The following is a 20,674-nucleotide window of genomic DNA, read 5'->3' on the forward strand; positions in this document are numbered from 1 at the left end:
CTACGTCAAAGAGACCCAACATGAATCAGGCTTGAGCGTAGCTAAATCTGCCTGCCAGAAATGGCCTTGTGAGGGTTGGTCGTGCTTGCGGTCTATCGAACAATTCGAGAGTGCGCACCAAAGCAATGTGCCCACTGCTCCGTGCGTCACAATTGCAAGATCCCCGGCATCATGCGACCGGATAATCTTAGTGACTGTCCGATGAATGCGTATCTGTGCTTCGATCGCTGGTTCCCAACCGCGATAGCTACTTTCCGGCTGAGCAAAGAAAGCATCGGCCGCGGCTTCGAAATCTTTCAGCGGCAAGTAACCGGTTGCGCTGCGGTCATTCTCACCAAGATCCAAGTTGCATTTCACGGATAGCTTTCGTGGTGCAGCAAGAATCTCGCCTGTTTCGCGGGCCTTCCGCTCGTCGCTGGTCCATATCTGAGTGACGTTGGACAAGATTCCACTGGATGCAAATTCAGTAGCGCGCTTACGGCCCACAGCATTCAAGCCCCACTCAGTTATCGGGACGGCCGGATCGATAGAGACCTCAGGGTGAGTGATGATAATGAGTTTCGGCATTTAATCCGGCAGAAGAACGGGCCCTTTGTCAGCAAAACCCACTCTGATTTCGGTGCCGGGATCAAGCGGCGCATCGACGTCATCGTGTACGGCAAAAACCTGACCGAATGTACCGATCAGCGTATATTCCATTCGAACGCCAACATAGGTCGCCTTAGCCACCGTGGCTGGAATTCCCTGACCTGAACCGATCACCAGACGTGAGGGTCGCACTGCAATGGTTGCGGTCCCTTCGGACAAACCGCGGCGGGGCAGCGTGTGGCGGTAGCCTTCTATTTCTATCGTTGCCGCGTCGCCATTGATTTCGACGATTTGGCAATCCAATAGGTTTGCCTCACCTATGAAATCGGCGACAAAACGATCGTTCGGGGCATCGTAAAGCTGGCGTGGTGTGCCCATTTGGGCGATCGCTGCGTTGCGCATAACGACAATTTCATCCGAGACTGCCAGTGCCTCCTCCTGATCGTGGGTCACGTAAACAACTGTCAAACCAAGATCTTGCTGGATTGCCCGAATATCCTCTCGCACCTGACGGCGAAGCTTGGCATCGAGATTGGACAGCGGCTCGTCGAACAGCAGAACCTGCGGCTCAAGAACCAGCGCGCGGGCGACGGCAACACGTTGTTGTTGGCCCCCTGACAGTTCCGAGGGAAGACGGTTGTCGAACCCCTGCAGGCCAACCAGTTCCAATCCATACAGAGCGCGGCTGCGGGCTTCGTCCTTTGCAAAGCCTGAGAATGTGAGGCCATACATCACGTTTTCCAGCACGCTCATGTGAGGGAAAAGCGCGTATGACTGGAAAACCATGGATACGTCGCGGTCGGTGGCAGGCAATTTGGTCACGTCCTGATCACCAATTAGGATCTTGCCGGAGCTTGCCATTTCCAACCCGGCAATCATGCGCAGAGTCGTTGTTTTCCCACAGCCTGACGGACCAAGCAGTGTGACGAGTTTTCCTGCATCGACATGCAGGTTGATGTTGTCGACGGCGACGACGTCTTTACCGAATACTTTCGACACGTTCTCAAAGCGCACCGGGGCGGCCTTGGAACCGATTTTGGCGTCGGTCATCGCGATGCCTCCGTTCCGTGTTGCGTGCGTCGACCAATCTGGACCCGGCCAACGAGTAGTTGCAGTAAACCGACCGCCGCGAGCATCACAAAGATCAGCGTCGTCGAATAGGCGATCGCAAGGCCATAGTCATTATTCTCGACCCGACCGATAATGTAGCTGGTCGCCATGTCGTATTCTGCGCTGACCAGAAAGATGACAGCCGAGATCGCCGTCATGGCACGGACAAAACTGTAAACAAGCGCAGCAAGTATCGCAGGGCGCAATAGCGGCAGGATGACGCTTCGGAACGTCTGCCACGAGTTTGCACCAAGGGTCAGCGAGGATTCATCAAGGCTGCGGTCAAGCTGCGACATGCTCGCGATCCCCGCACGAACGCCAACCGGCATATTACGGAAGATGAAGCTGACAACAAGTATGACACCCGTACCAGTGATTTCGATTGGCGGAACGTTGAAGGCCAGAATGTAGCTAACGCCAATTACAGTGCCGGGGATGGCGAAGGACAGCATGGTGCCGAATTCAAAGGCGTTCTTGCCCGCAAAGCTCTGTCTGGTCAGCAAATAGGCCGTTACCAGCCCAACGGCGGCGGTTAATGGCGCTGCAATGGCGGCGATAGTGATAGTGGTCCAGAAACTGTCCCAAGCGGCCCCGGTCCAGCGTATGCCCTCTTCTTCAAAACGGACTGAGAACGCGGTGATGTAGTGCTTGATTGTCAGCGAGTTATCGACCCCCCACAACTCCACCACACTGCCGTAAATGATCATCGCATAAACAACAATTGTGAACAGCGCCCAGCCCAGAGCAATGAGCAGCACAGGAACCGAGAGACCAGTCGGCATCAGCGGATGCACCCCAGCATCCCCTTTGCCAGTGACTGTTGTATAGCTTTTCTTCCCCAGCCAAACACGCTGCGCATAAAAGGCGGAAAGAGTAAAGAACAGCAGCACCATGGCCAGAACTGCGGCCCTGCCTTGATCGTATTGAGCGCCAACGATGGCAAAGAATATTTCGGTCGAAAGCACGTCGAAATTGCCGCCCAGTACAAGTGGGTTGCCAAAATCGGCCATGCTTTCGATGAAGCCCAGAAGAAACGCGTTCGCAAGACCGGGCCGCATCAGGGGCAAGGAAACCGTCTTGAAAGTCTGCCATCTGCTGGCGCGGAGCGTTTGGGCCGCTTCTTCCATCGACGGAGAGACGCCCTCAACCACACCGATCAGAACAAGAAACGCAATTGGCGTGAACGCGAGTGTCTGCGCGATCAAGATGCCTGGCATTCCATAAAGCCAGCGTGTCGGCTGGGTGCCGAAAAGTTCGGCAAAGAACCGGGTGACCGACCCGGACAGGCCAAAAAGCAAGATAAGCGCCAGGCCGATCACGAAAGGCGGGGTGATTATTGGCAGAACGGTCAGAGCTCGCAGCGCGCGTTTATGGCGAAAGCCTGAGCGCGTCACGACCAGTGCAAAGCAAAGCCCCAGGACCGTGGTGATGACGCCAACTAAGATGGCTAGGAACAGTGAATTCCAAGCGGCACCACAACGCGCGCCCTGAAAACACCCCAAACCCCACAGTCGATCATCGAAAAACTTCGAGAAGAATACCGCGATGGAGTACGCGCCTTCTTCGGTGATGAAGGCAGCGAATAGCATCTTCGCGATGGGAAAAAAGACAAAAGCGGTGACAATTGTAATAATGCCACCGATGGCGCTTACGACAAAGACGTCACCGTTAATGGCACCCCTTGCCGCGATCCCCTGAGTAAGCAGGAACAGATAGCTTGAGGCACATATCATCGCGCCGTAACCCATTCCGAACTGACGGTCGCCGAGTTCGCCAAACATCGCCTCCAACCAATGGAAGTTGAAGCCTCTGATGCCAATGCTGAACCCCTGAGCGATCAGCCAGCCAAAGCCAAGCGCCCCTGACAGGATCAGTATTCTGGCGTAAAGTGAATCAGATTTGGGGCACTTCAACACAATAAGCGGCAGGGCGAGTGCGATCAGGAGCGGAGCGAGCCAAAGTTTTTCACCCTGTCCAATCAGAAACGCAGCGGGGGCATAATCCTCATCGAATGGGTAGCCGTCCAAAAGCCACTCGAACGACCAAAGGCCACCGTCGACCATATACCAAGGCAACAGGCAGAATCCGACCCACCCGGCCGTGATCCAGAAGATCAGGACCGGATGGGTCGTTTTTGAAGTCCGGTCAGTCATTTACTGCGGCAGAGTCGAAACCTCTTCGTCCCATTTCTGCAACAGACGCTTCCGTTCGTCTGACGAACCATACTTTTTGAAGTCATAGTCAATCAGCTTGATCTGACTCATGTCTGGCGCGCTATCCGAAGTTTCCGCGCTCTTATTCGAAGGTACCTGAAACGCGTTGACCTGAAGAGCAAGGTTCTGGGCTTCGGGTGAAAGTGCCCAGTCATAGAACTTTTTCGCTTCTTCTTCGTTGCGGGCCCCTTCAATAATCGACATCGAGCCAATTTCGTATCCTGTGCCCTCGCACGGTGCGACGACCTTAATCGGGAAACCTGAAACGGCCTGCTTCACAGCGTCATGCATGAAGACGATACCAATGGTGTTCTCACCTCGACCGGCGGCCTTGATCGGCGCAGAACCAGACTTGGTATATTGGTTGATGTTCGAATGCAGACCTTTCATGAACTCAAAGCCTTCATCTTCGCCAAAGATCTGCACCATCGATGCCAGCGTGGTATAGGCCGTACCTGATGAGTTCGGGTTCGCCATCTGAACGTGGCCCTTGTATTCGGGCTTCAGCAGGTCTTTCCAACAGGCTGGTTCGGGTAGGTTATTGGCAGCGATGAGATCGGCATTGTAGCCATAACCGAGTGCGCCTGAATAGATGCCGATCGTCTTGTTGCCCGCGCTTTCTGCTTGGGATATCGCCCAATCATGAAGCTGGTCGCGCACTGGCGACATGTATTCCATCGTCAAGCCTTCTTCGGCGGCCTGCAAATGCGGATCACCCGTACCGCCCCACCAAACGTCTCCTTTCGGGTTCGAGCTTTCGGCGCGGATTTGTGCAAAGGTTTCACCTGATGACTTCCGGGTCATGTTGACGTCGATGCCCGTCGCGTCTTCAAAGCTGCGCGCCATGAGTTGGCACCAATCTTCTTGCGCCGAACAATAGAGTGTCAGCTTATCGGCCTGTGCCGCCGACAGTGACGCAGCCAGGGCAATCACCGATCCAACTGCAGTGGATGTCAATTTCCTCATTTTTTCCTCCCTTTGAGCTTAGTGCGTCCGGGTTTCCCGGTTCTTTCATGCCCTTCCTCATGCAGCCTTTCGAAGTTTCTTTATGACAATTTTGACTTCTGGATCGTCCGTTAGATTATGCAGCAAATCAGACAGGTCTTTTTCTTCGACCAGCTTTGCGGCTTTTGTCGGTGAAAACCAGTGACGCGTTCGTTCACCTTCTTCCTTCCAGCGTCGCTTCAACTTTTCGACGACCAGAGGATAAAGGGTAACGCGGCAGCGAACGCTGCTTCGCCCCTCGTATCGTTTATCATAGAAAAAATGACCGATTGGCCGTTTCGATATGGTGCCGACTGCGCCTGCTTCTTCCTGAGCTTCTATTTCTGCTGCATGCCATGGCTTTTTGCCATCCATTAGCCATCCCTTTGGGATAACCCACCGGCCGGTATCCCGCGAAGTGACCATCAGAACACGCAACTTGCCAGTCTTGTCCCAGCGCATCGGAAGCGCCGCAATCTGATCTGCTGTTTCGCTGTCGCTCATTCTGTCCCTCAATGCCGCACGATCAAAAAACAAAAGGAAGCTGTCTTATTAGCAAGTTGGCCAGTTAAAACACTCCCTCGATTTTGCTTCTGAATTTGATCAGCCTGTGCATCTTTTGCTCTGCGCTTTGAAACACTTGGAATTTCTCGAATTCTCACAACCTTCCGAGGGTTATGCAACAAAAATTATTGCAAAATGCCCGAAATCCCACAAAGGTAGATTTCGAAACCTAGTCGGGTTGTCGGATGTCCAAAACCAAAACGCGCGGCAAAATGTTTGAAAAGAACCAGAGCCGGGTCAAGAAATCCGATCGGCGCCAACAGATACTGTTGGAGTTGAAGCTGCGCCCGCACGTTCGCATCAACGAACTGGCACAGCGGTTTAACGTCTCTAACGAGACGGTGCGCAGGGATTTCGACGCCCTGTCGAACGACGGTTTGATCGCGCGTGCACACGGGGGGGCGTCAGCCCCTGCGCAAGGACACTTTCCAGGCTTGGATGAACGGACAAACGCACAGGTTGAGGAACGTGAGCGGATAGGTGTTAGCGCGGCAGAACTAATTCAGGGCGGTGAAACGGTCATGATTGACTCCGGTTCAACCACCATCGAGATGGCACGTGCACTGGCTTATCTCGGCACCCACTGCACGGTGATCACCAATTCAATTCCAGTTGCGATGACCCTTGGCCATGGAGCTGCGCAAGTCCTGTTATGCCCAGGGGAATACTTGGCAACTGAATCTGCAACGATCGGAACCGAGACGCTGGAATTTCTGTCCCGTTTCAATGTCGACAGGTGCATGATCGGTTCCTCAGGGTTCTCAACCGAAGGTCCTTCAGAGACAGTGCAGGGTTTTGCTGCAGTAAAAAGGATGATGCTGACACGTGCCGAGAAGCGGCATCTTCTTATTGCTTCCGGCAAGTTCGGTCGCAAAGGCCTGTCTCAAGTGGGCGACCTTAGCGGCCTGGACTCCATAGTTACCGACAAAAAACCAACAGGAGAATTGCGGAACGCTATTGAGGGCGCCGAGGTCGATGTTCTCGTCGCCGGGTAGGCATGCCATGATTGATTGACAGCGGATCGAAAAAAGGGCCGCGCATAACTGGGAGGAAAACATGAAGGTCGATTTCAAACTATTGGTTGGGGCATCCGCAATTGCGCTCATGTCGCTGAGTGGGACGGTGTCGGCGCAGGATTGTCCGCGCGGTGATTTGGACGAGCGTTTTTGTGACGCCGACGGAGATCTGATCGCGGATATTCCTACTGATCCTAGTGAGTGGATTGATCCCGACACGTTGATATTTGCTTATACTCCGGTCGAGGACCCGGCGGTTTATCGGGACGCATGGGTGGAATTCATCGACCATCTTGAAGAAGTTACCGGTAAAAAGGCCGAGATATTTCCGGTTCAATCGAACGCAGCACAGATCGAAGCTATGCGGTCCGGCCGTTTGCATATCTCTGGTTTCAATACTGGATCGAACCCGCTGGCTGTAAACTGCGCGGGGTTCCGGCCATTCACGATCATGGCTTCGGAAGACGGACATTTCGGCTATGAGATGGAGTTGATTACTTTTCCGGGATCAGGGGTCGAGGCGGTCGAAGACATTAAGGGCGGTAAGCTTGCATTCTCGTCACCTACGTCAAATTCTGGGTTCAAGGCACCCTCCGCCATCCTGAAGGGCGACTATGACATGGTTGCGGATCGTGATTTTGAACCGGTCTTCTCGGGTAAGCACGACAACACGGTGCTGGGCGTTGCAAATAAAGATTATCCTGCAGGTGCGGTGGCCAATTCTGTCATGAAACGGATGATCGCTAGGGACGTGATCGATGCCGATCAGGTCGTGTCTATCTACAAATCGCAGACCTTCCCAACCACTGGCTTTGGTACCGTTTACAACCTTCCGCCTGATCTTCAGGACAAAATCAGAGAAGCGTTTTTCACATTCGACTGGGAAGGAACAGCACTTCAAGCAGAGTTCTCTAAGTCCAACGAGGCTCAGTTTATTGAAATGAACTACAAAGATTTCTGGGATGTCATTCGCAAGATCGACGCAGCAAATGGCGTTTCCTACGCTTGCCAGTGACACACGGATAATCGGCGGGCCTGAACGGCCCGCCTACAGCCTATACAGGGACAATTTATGCTGCGTCTTCAGGAGCTAACAAAAACATACAAGACCGGGGATCAGGCGCTGAAAGCGGTTGATTTGGAGGTTCCCAAGGGGCAGGTGCTTGCGTTGATTGGTCCTTCAGGCGCGGGCAAATCGACCATGATCCGGTGCATTAACCGGTTGGTTGAACCCACAAGCGGTGGTGTCCTTTTGGGTGACGTGGACCTGACCAAACTCGGATCGGGCTCTTTGCGTAAAGCGCGCCGCGAAATGGGCATGATCTTTCAGGAATATGCCTTGGTCGAACGCCTCACGGTGATGGAAAACGTGTTGTCGGGACGGCTGGGATATGTTGGGTTCTGGCGCAGCTTTCTGCGGCGGTATCCGCAATCGGATATCGACGAGGCCTTCCGCCTGCTTGATCGGGTGGGGCTTTTACATATGGCCGACAAACGGGCGGATGAACTGTCGGGTGGTCAACGCCAAAGGGTCGGCATCTGCCGCGCCTTGATTCAAAACCCGAAACTGTTGCTGGTCGATGAGCCGACTGCATCGCTGGACCCAAAGACCAGTCGCCAGATTATGCGCCTGATCACCGAGCTGTGTCAGGAACGCGGACTGGCGGCCATTATCAATATCCATGATGTGGCGCTTGCCCAAATGTTCGTTCCGCGCGTCGTGGGCCTCCGCTTTGGCGAAATCGTCTATGATGGTCTTCCAACAGGCCTTACCCCCGAGAAGTTGACCGAGATCTATGGGGAGGAAGACTGGGAAGCGACCATCGAAAGAGTCGACGAAGATGAAGATGTCGAGGCTGCGGAATGAGCCATCGAGAACTGGATGACATGCTTGGAAAAGGCTGGCGTAAGCCTGCCTTTGTCAAAAACCCATTGCTCCGTTGGGCATTGATCCTTGGCTTTCTCGCCTACCTGATTGCGGCCTTCATGACCATCGATGTTGACTGGGGGCGGGTCTATGAAGGGCTGGACCGGGGATGGGCGTTTGTACTCGCGTTTACCAGCCCGGACTTCATTTCGCGGTGGTCAGATATTTGGAGCGGCCTTCTGGAGAGTATCGTGATGACCGTGGCCGCGTCGGTCGTGGGCATCCTGATTTCAATCCCGATTGGATTGGGAGCAGCACGCAATATCGCCCCACTGCCAATCTACATGATTTGTCGAGGCATTGTCGCGATAAGCCGGGCTTTGCAAGAGATCATCGTCGCCATTCTGCTCGTGGCTATCTTCGGTTTTGGTCCGCTGGCCGGATTTCTGACGCTTTCCTTCGCCACCATCGGGTTTCTGTCCAAACTTCTGGCCGAAGATATCGAAGCCATGGACAAGGTGCAGGCCGAGGCGATCAAAGCCTCAGGCGCACGTTGGCCACAATGGATCAACTATGGCGTTCAGCCACAGGTGATGCCGCGACTTGTGGGGCTTTCCATGTATCGGATTGACATCAATTTCCGAGAAAGCGCAATTCTTGGGCTCGTGGGGGCAGGCGGTATCGGGGCAACATTGAACACTGCGTTTGATCGTTATGAATACGACACAGCAGCTGCCATTCTAATCCTTATCATCGGGATCGTCATGGCACTTGAATACCTTTCGGGAATTATCCGGGCGAGGGTTCAGTAATGCCGGTGCTTGAACGCGACGATACGCAAATCTGGCGTCGGCGGACGACGGGCCAGAGTCTGGTTCGCTGGTTCGGCTGGCTGTTGGGCGTGGCGATATTTGTTTACTGCTGGCAACTCATATCGGAATCGACGACTTGGTTTTTCGTCTGGGATGCGCCCCGCATCGCCAACGATATCTGGACCCGTGCAACGCCTCCTAAGTGGGACTACATCACCCAACTGGGCCGCCCGATTTGGGATACTCTGAACATCGCTACATTGGGTACGATCATCGCCCTGTGCATGGCAGTGCCGGTTGCCTTTTTGGCGGCCCGCAACACCACGCCATCGGCCTTGTTCATCCGGCCCATTGCCCTGTTGGTCATCGTTTCGACCCGCTCAATCAACTCGTTGATCTGGGCGCTTCTTCTGATTGCGATTATTGGTCCCGGCGTCTTTGCCGGTGTCATAGCAATCGCCATCCGTTCCATCGGGTTTTGCGCAAAGCTTCTTTACGAAGCGATTGAGGAAATTGATCACACGCAGGTCGAAGCAATCACGGCGACCGGAGCTTCACGCTGGCAGGTCATGGCTTACGGAATCGTTCCGCAAATCCTGCCCGCTTTCGCCGGCATTGCCGTCTTCCGTTGGGATATCAACATCCGCGAATCCACGGTGCTCGGGCTGGTTGGAGCCGGGGGTATCGGGTTGCAATTGTCGGCTTCGCTCAACGTACTGGCTTGGCCGCAAGTTAGTCTGATCCTGATTGTAATTCTTGTTGCGGTCATGATCAGTGAATGGGTTTCGGCGAAAGTAAGAGGGGCCATCATTTGACCGGTTTCTCTGCGCAAGAGGCATTTGACGCCTACGAGGCTGTAAGACATCGCCTTCCGCAAACCAGATATATTGAAGTGAGCTATCGTCGGGCGGACACACTGGAGGACATAGCTCACGAGTTTGACGTGTTCCTCCTCGATGCCTTCGGGGTTCTCAATATTGGTGATACGGCAATCCCAGATACACCAGATCGGGTCAGGTCGCTGACAGCCGCCGGCAAACGTGTTCTGGTCGTATCGAATGCCGCAGGGTTTCCCCACGCAACTCTTATCGAGAAATACAATAGGCTTGGTTACAACTTCGCGCCACAAGACGTGATCACCAGTCGGGCCACGTTGTTGTCTGAACTAAACGGCCAAAGTGAGTTACATTGGGGATTGATGGCAACTCCAAGTGCCGGCCTTCGCGATCTGGAGGAATTGAAACTATCCTATCTGGAGGATGACCCGAAGCCCTACGAAACCGTCGACGGATTTTTGATGATTGGGTCAGCTGTTTGGAATGAAACGCGACAAGCCATGTTAGAGGCCGCTTTGCTGGAACGTCCCCGCCCGGTATTGGTCGGCAATCCTGACATTGTCGCTCCGCGCGAGTACGGTTTCTCTAAGGAACCCGGTCTTTATGCGCACCGGCTAGCAGACCGGACAGGCGTCCCCCCTCAGTTCTTTGGAAAACCTTTCGCCAACATCTATAATCTTGCATTCAATCGTCTGGGGCACATCGACAAGTCCCGGGTTCTGATGGTTGGCGACAGCCTGCACACCGACATTCTAGGTGCACGAAAGGCTGGCATAGCTTCCGCGCTCATCTCTGGATTCGGTTTCTTCGCAGGGCATGATGTTGAAGCAGCGATCATGAAGGCAGGGATAGTACCGAACTTTGTTTTAAACCGGCCTTGATATTAGGGCGTTCCGCTTGGATACGTCTTTCTGTTTACTCGAATGTCGGTTGATCCTGCGTTGCGAACATGCCGACCATGTGAACGAAGCGCCGCGCGTGAACGGCAGCTTTGGAGAACCCTCCGCAACAAATGAACTCTGAACTCATGTCCGGCTTGGGCCGCATTCCGAACTATGCAAAGCCCGCTTTCTGCGCATAGCCGTCGTCGGTTGAACGCGCCGCATCGTTCACTAAGGGCTCGAACCAGTCATTCGCTGCGCGGGTTCAGGCTGGTAGTTTGAGCCCCAACCGGACATTCCAGCTAATGGATCTCACCATCAAACCGTGGGAGCAAACGCCTAGACACTCAGACAGCAGTATTTGAGTTCGAGATAGTCTTCGATCCCGTACTTTGATCCTTCACGTCCCAGTCCACTTTCCTTGATGCCACCAAATGGTGCCACTTCGGTAGAGATCAGGCCGGTGTTCACACCGACCATGCCATATTCAAGCTGTTCCATGAATTGCCAGACCTGCGACAGGTTTTGGGTGTAGACGTATGATGCCAGCCCAAATTCGGTATCGTTTGCGGCGGCAATCGCGTCTCCAATCTCCGAGAACCTGAACACTGGCGCCAGCGGACCAAAGGTTTCTTCCCGTGCAACTGCCATGTCTTGCGTCGCACCAGTGATGACGGTCGGTTGAAAGAAGGTCCCGCCCAACGCATGCTCTGAACCACCGGTGGAGATTTCTCCGCCTTTATCCACCGCATCAGCAATGTGCTCACGGATTTTGGAAACGGCTGCCGGTGTGATCAGCGGCCCAATTGCCGAACCGTCTGCAAACCCATCCCCAACCGGCAGCGCAGCGACCGCCTGCGTCAGCTTCTCGACAAAGGCGTCATGGATGCCATCCTGCACATAGAACCGATTGGTGCAGACGCAGGTTTGCCCGGCATTGCGGAATTTCGAGATCATCGCGCCTTCGACGGCCTTATCCAGATCAGCATCGTCACACACGATGAATGGCGCGTTGCCGCCCAATTCCAGTGACAACTTTTTGACCTGATCAGCACCCTGCTGCATCAGGATTTTTCCGACCCGGGTCGATCCGGTAAAGCTGATTTTGCGCATCACAGGGTTTTCGCTGAACGCTTTGCCGATACCGATGCTGTCGGTGGATGTCACCACAGAGAACACTCCGGGTGGGATGCCCGCCTCTTCTCCTAGTTTCGCCATCGCCAGAGCAGACAAAGGCGTTTCAGCTGCAGGCTTGACCACCATGGCACAGCCAGCCGCAAGCGCGGGGGCCACTTTGCGCGCGATCATCGCGTTGGGGAAGTTCCAAGGGGTGATGGCACCCACGACACCAACGGGTTGTTTCATAACCACAATACGCTTGTCGCGCTGATGGCCCGGGATCGTATCACCGTAGACACGTTTGGCCTCTTCGCCGAACCATTCGACAAAGCTGGCACCATACATGATTTCGCCCTTGGCCTCGGCCAGTGGTTTGCCCATTTCAGCAGTCAGGATTGCACCCAGATCATCCACGTTGGCGACCATCAGGTCGAACCACTTGCGCAAGATTGCGGCACGTTCCTTGCCCGTCAGTGCGGCCCAGTCCTTTTGGGCAAATCGCGCGGCATCGATGGCCGCATTCGCGTCAGAAACCGAGCAATCCGTGACCTGCGCAATAACCTCTCCGGTCGAAGGGTTCGTGACATCGAACCCGGTATCGCGCGCCACCCATTCTCCGTTCAGATAGGCCGCTTCAATCAAAAGATCGGCACGCTTCAAAGTCAGCATTGGTGTCTCCTGTGTGATTGCAAACGGGCGAGGTTTTCCCCGCCCGCTTGAGTTAGTTGGTGAAGCCGGTTCAGGCGTGCAGATCACCGTCGAGCGCGGTTCCATCCGGTGCTAGGCCCGACGGCACTTTCGTGGCCGAGCTGTCCTCGAAGAGGGACTTGATGACACCCCATGCCATCAGGACCACAAGGATCGAGATCGGAAGCGCGGCTGCGATGGCGGCGGTTTGCAGGGCCGACAAGCCACCGGCGATCAGCAGTACGGCTGCAACCAGACCCTGTGCAGCGCCCCAAACGACACGGTGCAGTTTCGGCGGGTGCGCATTGCCCATGGACAGGATCGTGGTGACGACCAGAGTGCCCGAGTCCGAACTGGTGATGAACCACGTCGCCAGCAAGAAGGTAGCCAGTGCCGAGATCAACCACGACAACGTGCCGTTTGACGCCAGCAGGTCAATTGTGCCGTAAAGCGTGCCACCCAGGTTCCAGTTGTTGACCATTTCGATCAGGCCGGCGGAGCCGACGCCATCTGCGGCGTTCATTTCGATGAACAGCGCGTTGCCGCTGAAGATCGAAATCCAGATGAAGGCCATGGTGGTGGGAACGAACATGGCGCCCAGCATGAACTCACGGATCGTACGCCCTTTGGATATACGCGCCACGAACATGCCCACAAATGGTGCCCAGCTCAACCACCAACCCCAGTAGAACATGGTCCAGGCACCTTGCCAGGCAACATCGCCGGGCTCGGATGCAGTCCAGAAACCCATCGACCACAGACCAGTGGCATAGTCACCCATGGCGTTCATAAAGAAGCCGATCAGCCACTGGGTCGGACCAGCGAACAAGAAGAACAGAACCAGCAGGATCGACAGAATGATGTTCCATTCCGACAGAATTCGGATGCCTTTTCCGATCCCCGAAACAGCCGACAGTGTGGCTACAATCGAGATTCCAATGACCAGACCAACTTTGAGCATCGTGCTCGTGCCCGTGTTGAACAGAACGTTCAGACCTTCGGCCATTTGCGTAACACCCAGACCCATAGAGGTTGCGATACCGAACACTGTGCCGAACACCGCCAACAGATCCACAGCGTGCCCGGCCGGTCCGTATATGCGGTCGCCCAGGATCGGATACAGCGCCGAACGGAAGGTCAGCGGCAGCTTTTTACGGAAGGCAAAATACCCCAATGCAAGGCCCGTCATCGTATAGATCGCCCAGCCATGCAGACCCCAATGGAAGTTCGTGACGACCACCGCATCCACAGCCCGCTGCATGTTCATTTCGGTGTGCCCGGCAGCGTCAGCAAACGGGTTGTTTGGATAACCCCAGCCCGCCGCATTGTCGAAATAGAACAACGGCTCGGCGATACCGAAGAACAGGATGCCGATCGAGACCCCTGCCGAGAAAAGCATGGCGAACCACGAAAAATTGCTGAACTCCGGACGGCTGTCATCGTCGCCCAGACGGATGGAACCGAACCGGCTGAACATCAGATAGAGACAGACAAAGAACAGAATGACGACCGAACTGATATAGTACCAGCTCAGCGCGCCCTCGACCCAGGACCGGACGCCTTTGTAGACGCCGCTGGCGAAGTCGACGTTGAGAATTGTGAACAGCACAAAGGCCGCCACCATCGCTTTGGAAGCGATGCTCATCCCGTTGTGCAACCCTTTGAACATCCCCTTGTCAGAGACCAGATGGTCACCACTTTTGGGGGGCTGAATGTCAGCCATGTTGGTATTCCTCCCATTGATAGATAGACGCACCGCTTGCCCTTACTCGCGGTGAAGAGTTTCAGATCAGCGCATGACAAACGGATCCGGGATCGGATCGTCGCTGGTGCGCAGCCAGACCGATTTGATCTTGGTGTAGTCCAGCGCAGCCTGCAGACCGCCCTCGCGCCCATGACCCGAAAGTCCATGACCTCCGAACGGAGCGATGGGGCTGACGGCGCGGTACGTGTTGACCCAGACAATGCCAGCCCGAATGGCGCGGATCATGCGATGTGCGCGGGTCAGGTTCTGGGTGAAGAGGCCTGAGGCCAACCCGAATTTCGTGTCATTTGCGATAGCGATCGCTTCTTCTTCTGTCTCAAATGTGGTCACTGACAGAACAGGCCCAAAGAACTCATTGGTCAGGCTGTCCGCATCTGGTACGTCCGAGCAATCCAGAATGGTTGGTGGAAAAAAGAACCCGTCCCGGTCGATTGGATTGCCGCCAGTCACCAGCTTGGCGCCTTGAGCGACGGACCGTTCAATCAGATCAACTGCGACGTCCCGCTGACGCTTTGTACAAAGCGGCCCGACCTCGGTCGCCATATCATCGGGCGCGCCGATGATCACTGCCTCGGCTTTGTCCTTGAGCCGCGCCAGAAAGGCGTCCTTGATCGAGGCCTGCACTACGAGGCGCGAGCCTGCGACGCAGCTCTGGCCGGTGGCAGCAAAGATTCCCGACACCTGCGCATTCACGGCGCTTTCGATGTCGGCATCCTCAAAGACAATGAACGGGGATTTGCCGCCCAGTTCCAGTGAGGTCGAAGCCAGATTTTCAGCCGAGTTGCGCACGATGTGACGCGCTGTTTCTGGCCCGCCCGTAAAGGCGACATGGGCAACTTTCGGATGGCTGGTTAACGTGGCCCCCGCCACAGGACCACCGGTGATGATGTTCAATACGCCCTTGGGAAACCCGGCCTGATCGAAGATGCGGGCGAATTCCAGCATCGGCGCGGGCCCTTCTTCCGAGGCTTTCAGGACGACCGTGCATCCCGCTGCCAGAGCCGGGCCAATTTTGACAGCCGACAGGAAGAGCTGAGAGTTCCACGGCACAATAGCGGCCACAACTCCAATTGGCTCACGGCGCAGCCACACCTCCATGTCCGGCTTGTCGATCGGCAGATGCGCGCCTTCGATCTTGTCGGCCAGCCCCGCATAGTACCGGTAGTATTCAGCAACATAGGCAATCTGGGCCGATGTCTCGCGGATGATCTTGCCGGTATCCCGGGTCTCCAACTCAGCCAGACGCGGCGCGTTTTCCGCTATCAGGTCAGCCAGGCGGTACAGCAGCTTACCGCGTGCCGTTGCAGTCATCCCTGCCCATTCAGGCGAGAAGAATGCCTGCTCAGCAGCTTCAACAGCCTGGTTGACGTCGTCGGCACCCGCGTCGGGCATCCGGGCCCAGACCGCGCCTTTGGCCGGGTCCAGACTATCGAACTGACCTGAACCATCCGAGAATGTGCCGCCGATATACTGTTGAAACTGCTGCATTTTACGCCAATCCCTTACTGAAACGCCGGCATGACGTCTTTGATGAACCGCTCCAACGAGGCTTTCTTGCGCTCGAACGGCATACTTGAATCGATCCAGAACGAGTATTCATCGTATCCAAGCGCTTCGCTTTTGCGGAGGCGGTCGATGACGGTATCGGCGGTGCCGATGACCAGATCACGCTCCATGTTTTCCGGTGTATAGAATGGGTGCGCGGCGATATCTTCGTCGCTCAGCGGGTCGATCAGACCTTGCGTGATATCCCGTTTGTTCATGAACCAAGCCCCGAAATAGCAATAGAAGCGGTTCAGCTCGATCGCTGCCTGTTTCACGTCCGCCTCATCCACGGCCACATAGGTGTGACGCAGCAGCATGATTTTCGGTCGCGCAATATCCGGGAATTTCTCGCAAGCCGCATTGAATTTGGACATGAGGTCTTCCACCTCACCATCGCCATTCCAAAGCGGTGTCACCTGAACGTTGCAGCCATTCTGGACCGCGAACTCGTGACTGTTCGGATCACGGGCCGCAACCCAGATCGGGGGACCATCCTGTTGCAATGGCAACGGAGCAGAGGTCGTTTTCGGGAACTGGTGGAACTCACCCTCATGCGCGTAATCACCCTGCCACAGCTTCTGAACGGCGGGAATAAGCTCGCGCATGCGCTGACCGGCCTCCCACGCGTCCATGCTAGGCATTAGGCGCTCGTACTCAAAACTGTAGGCGCCGCGCGCGACACCCAAATCCAGACGCCCGTCGGTGATGATATCGGCCATCGCCGCTTCACCCGCCAGTCGGATCGGGTGCCAGAACGGAGCGATCACCGTGCCGGTTCCCAGTCGCACGTTCTTGGTGTGGCGCGCGACATCGACCAGATTCAGAAACGGGTTCGGCGCGATGGTAAAGTTCATCCCGTGATGTTCACCGGTCCAGACCGCGTGCATTCCGCCTTCGTCGGCGATTTTGCACAGCTGAATGAACTCATCATACAGCTGCTTCTGGTCCTGATCCGGAGAGATCCGTTCCATATGCGCAAAGAGTGAGAATTTCATGCCAAGTTAGCTCCCCGCAGTGAGTGGTTTGACTTCGCCACTCACCTCATTTCCGTAATACACCCCGAAATTCCCGATGCGGCTTTCTTTGGCGAACCGCTCGAGCATGGTGCAGATGGCCGGATCGGCGATATCCATCAGAGTGGACTCGCTGATCTCGGTGAAAACACCATTTTCCGGATCGCCATCATCGGCCTGACACAGGAACGAGATGTGTTGAAGTTTGCGCGCTTCATCCTGATAAACTGAGTAGATAAACCCCGGCTCCGCCTGCACGCCGCTCTCGCTGATGAGACGGCTCAGGGCGGCGTTGGCACCATCGGCAACATCATCGGTGGACGGGATTGTCAGGCGGCCATTGCCGTCACCCTGCAGCAGGATTTTCCCATCCCGTTCGATCAGGGCGGACACAACCAATCCTGTCCGTTTGCTCAGGGCCTTGGCTTCGGCAGCGGGGGTTACATAAGCACCCCGGGCATAGCCCAGCCCGGGTGCGATATTGTGATCAAAGGCTTTGACTTCGCCAACTAGGATCAGATGGTCGCCTGCATCAACGGTTCTGGACATGTCACAGTCGAACCAAGCCGAGACGTCATCTAGGATCGGTGACCCGTTGGGGCCGGGCTGCCAGTCAACTGTCGCAAACCGGTCCTCGACTGGGCGGGCAAAGGTGTTCGACACCTCGATCTGGCCTTCGGACAGAATGTTGATCGCGAATTTCGACGTGTTCGCGAAGGTTTCATAGTTGCTTGAGGTGTTCGCAAGGCACACCAGCACCAGAGGCGGCTCTAGCGAAACCGAAGCAAAGGAATTTGCGGTAAAGCCCAGCGGGTTTCCGCTCTCATCATGCGCGGTCACGACGGTGACGCCGGTCATGTAGGTGCCAAACGCATTGCGCAGGGCGCGCGGGTTGTTCAGCATGCGCGGGTCGAATTCGATCATTTTTGGTCAACCTCTTCCGATGGGGTTTGCAACCAGGCATCCAAAGCTGCATTAACGGTCTCAGGCGCAGTCAGATTCACCATATGCCGGTGATTTTCGATCACGATGGCTGTCCCGTTCGGCGCAGCCTCTGCCATTGCGTAGGACATGGCCGGGGTCGAATTTGGGTCGCCGTCTCCGGTCAACGCCAGCAGCGGGCAGGTAATTGTACCAAACCCTTTCGCATAAAGAGCATCGCCGCGTGCGAAAGCGTTATAGGCGGTCGCGTAGCCTTCGATGTTAACGGCTGAAAGCCATGCCGCAACATCATCTCGCGCGGCCTGTTCGACAGGCGTGTCGCCAAACCACCGCCGCAGCGGGGTTTCTACATCGAAAGTTCCGGTGCCGATCAGCTTGGCCCGCTCGATCACGGACTGACTTGAGGCCGCGTCCCGACAGAATACTCCGTTCAGCAAGGCGACTCGCTCAACCCGGTTCGGGTTGCGGACAGCAAATCCGCCTGCAATCAATGCACCCATCGAATGGCCGGCAAGGTTGACGCGTTGCAGCTTCAGCGCATCCAGAACCGCCAGCAGCCAATCCAGAAACACTGGCAGTTCGGAGCCTGCGGGGATCTGATCGCTGCCACCGTGTCCTGGCATGTCCAGCGCAATCACATGATGCGTCTGTGCTAGGTACTCGATCTGAGGACCCCAGGCCGCCGATTGCATACCTACGCCATGGATCAGCACGACGGGGGCAGCTTTCCCGGCATGGGAAAACCCCGCTTCGCGATAAGCGGCTGCGCCAAAGGGTTCAGACAGCTGCAGGGTTGTCGACGTCATGGCCCAGTTCCTTGAGGTCTTGATAACGGTCGCCGATGCGGTGATGCGGACGGCCACCGATCGAGGCACCGAGCGCTATCATGATCTCGTCGGGAGCGGGCGCGTCTGCCACTTGCAACTGGATGGTCAGGTAATGGCTGCGCCGACCGCCGTCGTTCTTGTCCATCAGCGGAATCTGCATCGCTGCATTTGCCGGGCCGCGCGTGTTGGTGAACGCCAGATACGACTTTGCGCCAACTGCCTCGCGATAAAAGTTACCAAAGCGCAGGGTGTGAATCAGCGCCGATCCATGCTCGACCTCGCCGTTGACACCGACGATCGCAGCCTTGCCATACCCTTCGACCTTGTCTCCGCCACCGGCGGCATCCAGCACCATATCAGTCAGCAAGCTGCCGAGGCCCGGCGCACAATCATGAATCTCGGGCTTCAAATCGTCAACAAAACCACGATCGGCCCAAGGATTCCGGATCACCGCAATCGCTGCAATCATCTTCAACGGTTGCTCTGCGACCTTCCCCCCTTCGATCAGGGTGTTTTCTACGTGCAGCAGTGTTTTGCGAATTTCGGCGGGCATAACGGTATTCCTTGCGATTCGTTGCGCTGTAGGATGGTATACCATAATACCATCTGTCAATCATACCTTGTGCAAAAAACACCAAACCGATAGCGTCGCCGCCATGAGCACACCAAAACTAACGAAAATAGATCACCCGCCAGCCACCCTGCGAGACATGGTTCAGGAACGCATGCGCGAGGCGATCATCGAAGGATTGTTCGAGCCCGGCCAAAGGCTTGTCGAACGCCCGCTATGCGATCAGCTGGGTGTCAGCAGAACTGTGATCCGCGAGACCATCCGCTATCTCGAGGCCGAAGGGCTGGTTGAAATTCTACCGGGTCGCGGGCCCATCGTGGCCACCATGAGCCGCGAAGACGCCCGCCAGATCTACGACATTCGCCGTATGCTCGAGACAGCCGCAGCCGAAAACTGTGCCCGCAAGATCACGCCCGAACGAGCTCGGTCCCTCAAAGACGCTTTGAAACGTCTCAAACAGGGGTTCTCTGACCGGACCCCCGGGGCACTGTTTCGTGCCACCGCCGATTTCTATTCCGAGATCTTTGACGGCGCGGGGCACTACATCGCCTGGGATGTCGTCCAGCGCCTGAACGGCCGTATCAGCCGGCTGCGCATGATGACCCTGTCGGCCACCGACCGTGACCGCCCTGGCATCGCGCATATGGAACGGATCTGCGAGGCCATCATTTCCGGTAATCCGGACGCCGCGCGGATCGCTGTTGAAATGCACCTGGATGATACAACCTCAATCGCCGATCGGTTGCTTGCCGAAGAAGAGAAGAACAGCAATGACTAAAACGCCCAAAGGCTACTGGATCGCCAATGTGACCGTAACGGATCCTGATGCCTATCAGAACTATCAGGCGATTGCCCCCGAGGCCTTCCGCAAATTCGGCGCGCGGTTCCTGGCGCGCGGTGAGGCGGAAACACTCGAAGGTCAAAAGTGGCAAAGACGGGTCATCATCGAGTTTGACACCATAGAACAGGCGCGCGCCTGCTACGTTTCGGATGAATACCGGGCCGCGCGAGCGAAACGTTGCGGGGCGTGCCAGGCTGACATTGCTTTGATCGAAGGTGTATAAACTGAATTGACGGATCGGTTCTGCCGCAATTTCTTTGGCGGCAGCATCGATAAAGTCAGTGAGCCAATTATCTTCCACAAGCAGATATTGCATGTCACCGCCTGACCCGACTCCGATCGAAAACGAATTCAGGTGTCTGACGTCAGCGCCAATGGGACAGTTTAGGGTCAGGACTGATCGCCAATAAATGACGAGAGCTGCGAGGGCGATTGCTGCGAGGAAGACCTTCGGGCACCTGTCGTACCGGGTTGCCACACGGCGCCAATCCTT

The 20,674-nt window shown here is 55.8% G+C and carries 20 protein-coding genes and 1 pseudogene; 8 read left to right on the plus strand and 13 right to left on the minus strand.

Annotation, left to right across the window (positions count from 1 at the left end):
* The 5 genes from ACR0J0_RS22565 to ACR0J0_RS22585 are packed head-to-tail and all read right to left on the minus strand — an operon-like array spanning position 1 to position 5,357.
* On the minus strand, positions 1–567 hold the full coding sequence (locus ACR0J0_RS22565; RefSeq protein ID WP_480666234.1) for a histidine phosphatase family protein: 567 nt from the start codon (positions 565–567) through the stop codon (positions 1–3).
* On the minus strand, positions 568–1,638 hold the full coding sequence (locus ACR0J0_RS22570) for an ABC transporter ATP-binding protein (RefSeq protein WP_480666235.1): 1,071 nt from the start codon (positions 1,636–1,638) through the stop codon (positions 568–570).
* Positions 1,635–3,851, minus strand: coding sequence for an ABC transporter permease (locus ACR0J0_RS22575; protein WP_480666236.1), 2,217 nt, complete (start codon positions 3,849–3,851; stop codon positions 1,635–1,637). Before ACR0J0_RS22575 ends, ACR0J0_RS22570 begins: the two co-directional genes overlap by 4 nt.
* The gene (locus ACR0J0_RS22580) at positions 3,852–4,877 is read right to left on the minus strand and encodes an ABC transporter substrate-binding protein (RefSeq protein WP_170774139.1); all 1,026 of its coding nucleotides are present in this window, start codon (positions 4,875–4,877) and stop codon (positions 3,852–3,854) included.
* A gap of 57 nt (positions 4,878–4,934) precedes the next feature.
* Positions 4,935–5,357: an NUDIX hydrolase gene (locus ACR0J0_RS22585; RefSeq protein WP_480666237.1), complete on the minus strand. Its 423-nt coding sequence runs from the start codon at positions 5,355–5,357 to the stop codon at positions 4,935–4,937.
* Between the two features lie 287 nt (positions 5,358–5,644).
* Here ACR0J0_RS22585 and ACR0J0_RS22590 point away from each other — a divergent pair, with 287 nt between their 5' ends.
* From ACR0J0_RS22590 to ACR0J0_RS22615, 6 genes are all read left to right on the plus strand, one after another.
* Positions 5,645–6,454: a DeoR/GlpR family DNA-binding transcription regulator gene (locus tag ACR0J0_RS22590; protein WP_480594731.1), complete on the plus strand. Its 810-nt coding sequence runs from the start codon at positions 5,645–5,647 to the stop codon at positions 6,452–6,454.
* Between the two features lie 61 nt (positions 6,455–6,515).
* Entirely contained in the window at positions 6,516–7,490 is a 975-nt protein-coding gene (phnD, locus tag ACR0J0_RS22595) for a phosphate/phosphite/phosphonate ABC transporter substrate-binding protein (protein WP_480594730.1), read from the plus strand.
* A 57-nt stretch (positions 7,491–7,547) separates the two neighbouring features.
* Positions 7,548–8,342, plus strand: coding sequence for a phosphonate ABC transporter ATP-binding protein (gene phnC, locus ACR0J0_RS22600; protein WP_480666238.1), 795 nt, complete (start codon positions 7,548–7,550; stop codon positions 8,340–8,342).
* Positions 8,339–9,154, plus strand: coding sequence for a phosphonate ABC transporter, permease protein PhnE (phnE, locus tag ACR0J0_RS22605; RefSeq protein WP_480594728.1), 816 nt, complete (start codon positions 8,339–8,341; stop codon positions 9,152–9,154). The genes phnC and phnE (ACR0J0_RS22605) overlap by 4 nt, the downstream gene beginning before the upstream one ends.
* The gene (phnE, locus tag ACR0J0_RS22610) at positions 9,154–9,969 is read left to right on the plus strand and encodes a phosphonate ABC transporter, permease protein PhnE (protein WP_480642013.1); all 816 of its coding nucleotides are present in this window, start codon (positions 9,154–9,156) and stop codon (positions 9,967–9,969) included. Before phnE (ACR0J0_RS22605) ends, phnE (ACR0J0_RS22610) begins: the two co-directional genes overlap by 1 nt.
* A complete protein-coding gene (locus ACR0J0_RS22615; RefSeq protein WP_480666239.1) occupies positions 9,933–10,871 on the plus strand; it encodes an HAD-IIA family hydrolase in 939 nt (312 codons plus the stop codon). The genes phnE (ACR0J0_RS22610) and ACR0J0_RS22615 overlap by 37 nt, the downstream gene beginning before the upstream one ends.
* Positions 10,872–11,210: 339 nt before the next feature.
* Here the strand turns inward: ACR0J0_RS22615 and ACR0J0_RS22620 are convergent, their stop codons facing one another.
* The 7 genes from ACR0J0_RS22620 to ACR0J0_RS22650 all read right to left on the minus strand — a co-directional run bounded on the left by ACR0J0_RS22620 (position 11,211) and on the right by ACR0J0_RS22650 (position 19,322).
* Positions 11,211–12,659, minus strand: a complete 1,449-nt coding sequence (locus tag ACR0J0_RS22620) for an NAD-dependent succinate-semialdehyde dehydrogenase (RefSeq protein WP_480666240.1) — start codon at positions 12,657–12,659, stop codon at positions 11,211–11,213.
* A gap of 70 nt (positions 12,660–12,729) precedes the next feature.
* Positions 12,730–14,400: a BCCT family transporter gene (locus ACR0J0_RS22625; RefSeq protein WP_480666241.1), complete on the minus strand. Its 1,671-nt coding sequence runs from the start codon at positions 14,398–14,400 to the stop codon at positions 12,730–12,732.
* A gap of 66 nt (positions 14,401–14,466) precedes the next feature.
* Positions 14,467–15,930 (minus strand): aldehyde dehydrogenase, encoded by a 1,464-nt coding sequence (locus tag ACR0J0_RS22630; RefSeq protein ID WP_480666242.1) that lies wholly within the window; start codon positions 15,928–15,930, stop codon positions 14,467–14,469.
* 14 nt (positions 15,931–15,944) lie between these two features.
* Entirely contained in the window at positions 15,945–16,982 is a 1,038-nt protein-coding gene (locus ACR0J0_RS22635; RefSeq protein WP_480666243.1) for an LLM class flavin-dependent oxidoreductase, read from the minus strand.
* A gap of 6 nt (positions 16,983–16,988) precedes the next feature.
* Positions 16,989–17,924, minus strand: coding sequence for a flavin reductase (locus ACR0J0_RS22640; RefSeq protein WP_480666244.1), 936 nt, complete (start codon positions 17,922–17,924; stop codon positions 16,989–16,991).
* Entirely contained in the window at positions 17,921–18,748 is an 828-nt protein-coding gene (locus ACR0J0_RS22645) for an alpha/beta fold hydrolase (RefSeq protein ID WP_480666245.1), read from the minus strand. Before ACR0J0_RS22645 ends, ACR0J0_RS22640 begins: the two co-directional genes overlap by 4 nt.
* The gene (locus ACR0J0_RS22650; RefSeq protein WP_480666246.1) at positions 18,720–19,322 is read right to left on the minus strand and encodes an amino acid synthesis family protein; all 603 of its coding nucleotides are present in this window, start codon (positions 19,320–19,322) and stop codon (positions 18,720–18,722) included. The genes ACR0J0_RS22645 and ACR0J0_RS22650 overlap by 29 nt, the downstream gene beginning before the upstream one ends.
* A 103-nt stretch (positions 19,323–19,425) precedes the next feature.
* Here ACR0J0_RS22650 and ACR0J0_RS22655 point away from each other — a divergent pair, with 103 nt between their 5' ends.
* Both ACR0J0_RS22655 and ACR0J0_RS22660 read left to right on the plus strand, forming a co-directional pair.
* Entirely contained in the window at positions 19,426–20,118 is a 693-nt protein-coding gene (locus ACR0J0_RS22655; RefSeq protein ID WP_480666247.1) for a GntR family transcriptional regulator, read from the plus strand.
* The gene (locus ACR0J0_RS22660) at positions 20,111–20,404 is read left to right on the plus strand and encodes a DUF1330 domain-containing protein (RefSeq protein WP_480666248.1); all 294 of its coding nucleotides are present in this window, start codon (positions 20,111–20,113) and stop codon (positions 20,402–20,404) included. The genes ACR0J0_RS22655 and ACR0J0_RS22660 overlap by 8 nt, the downstream gene beginning before the upstream one ends.
* Positions 20,405–20,584: 180 nt before the next feature.
* Here ACR0J0_RS22660 and ACR0J0_RS22665 read toward each other — a convergent pair.
* Positions 20,585–20,674 (minus strand): annotated as a pseudogene (locus tag ACR0J0_RS22665) (IS5/IS1182 family transposase); the annotation flags it as partial.

This window comes from Ruegeria sp. BF12 (assembly GCF_056538705.1).

Excerpts from the sequence above, each read along its gene's own strand:
- ACR0J0_RS22565 (WP_480666234.1), bottom strand. The coding sequence starts at position 567 with ATGCCGAAACTCATTATCATCACTCACCCTGAGGTCTCTATCGATCCG.
- ACR0J0_RS22570 (WP_480666235.1), bottom strand. The coding sequence starts at position 1,638 with ATGACCGACGCCAAAATCGGTTCCAAGGCCGCCCCGGTGCGCTTTGAG.
- ACR0J0_RS22575 (WP_480666236.1), bottom strand. The coding sequence starts at position 3,851 with ATGACTGACCGGACTTCAAAAACGACCCATCCGGTCCTGATCTTCTGG.
- ACR0J0_RS22580 (WP_170774139.1), bottom strand. The coding sequence starts at position 4,877 with ATGAGGAAATTGACATCCACTGCAGTTGGATCGGTGATTGCCCTGGCT.
- ACR0J0_RS22585 (WP_480666237.1), bottom strand. The coding sequence starts at position 5,357 with ATGCGCTGGGACAAGACTGGCAAGTTGCGTGTTCTGATGGTCACTTCG.
- ACR0J0_RS22590 (WP_480594731.1), top strand. The coding sequence starts at position 5,645 with ATGTCCAAAACCAAAACGCGCGGCAAAATGTTTGAAAAGAACCAGAGC.
- phnD (WP_480594730.1), top strand. The coding sequence starts at position 6,516 with ATGAAGGTCGATTTCAAACTATTGGTTGGGGCATCCGCAATTGCGCTC.
- phnC (WP_480666238.1), top strand. The coding sequence starts at position 7,548 with ATGCTGCGTCTTCAGGAGCTAACAAAAACATACAAGACCGGGGATCAG.
- phnE (WP_480594728.1), top strand. The coding sequence starts at position 8,339 with ATGAGCCATCGAGAACTGGATGACATGCTTGGAAAAGGCTGGCGTAAG.
- phnE (WP_480642013.1), top strand. The coding sequence starts at position 9,154 with ATGCCGGTGCTTGAACGCGACGATACGCAAATCTGGCGTCGGCGGACG.
- ACR0J0_RS22615 (WP_480666239.1), top strand. The coding sequence starts at position 9,933 with ATGGGTTTCGGCGAAAGTAAGAGGGGCCATCATTTGACCGGTTTCTCT.
- ACR0J0_RS22620 (WP_480666240.1), bottom strand. The coding sequence starts at position 12,659 with ATGCTGACTTTGAAGCGTGCCGATCTTTTGATTGAAGCGGCCTATCTG.
- ACR0J0_RS22625 (WP_480666241.1), bottom strand. The coding sequence starts at position 14,400 with ATGGCTGACATTCAGCCCCCCAAAAGTGGTGACCATCTGGTCTCTGAC.
- ACR0J0_RS22630 (WP_480666242.1), bottom strand. The coding sequence starts at position 15,930 with ATGCAGCAGTTTCAACAGTATATCGGCGGCACATTCTCGGATGGTTCA.
- ACR0J0_RS22635 (WP_480666243.1), bottom strand. The coding sequence starts at position 16,982 with ATGAAATTCTCACTCTTTGCGCATATGGAACGGATCTCTCCGGATCAG.
- ACR0J0_RS22640 (WP_480666244.1), bottom strand. The coding sequence starts at position 17,924 with ATGATCGAATTCGACCCGCGCATGCTGAACAACCCGCGCGCCCTGCGC.
- ACR0J0_RS22645 (WP_480666245.1), bottom strand. The coding sequence starts at position 18,748 with ATGACGTCGACAACCCTGCAGCTGTCTGAACCCTTTGGCGCAGCCGCT.
- ACR0J0_RS22650 (WP_480666246.1), bottom strand. The coding sequence starts at position 19,322 with ATGCCCGCCGAAATTCGCAAAACACTGCTGCACGTAGAAAACACCCTG.
- ACR0J0_RS22655 (WP_480666247.1), top strand. The coding sequence starts at position 19,426 with ATGAGCACACCAAAACTAACGAAAATAGATCACCCGCCAGCCACCCTG.
- ACR0J0_RS22660 (WP_480666248.1), top strand. The coding sequence starts at position 20,111 with ATGACTAAAACGCCCAAAGGCTACTGGATCGCCAATGTGACCGTAACG.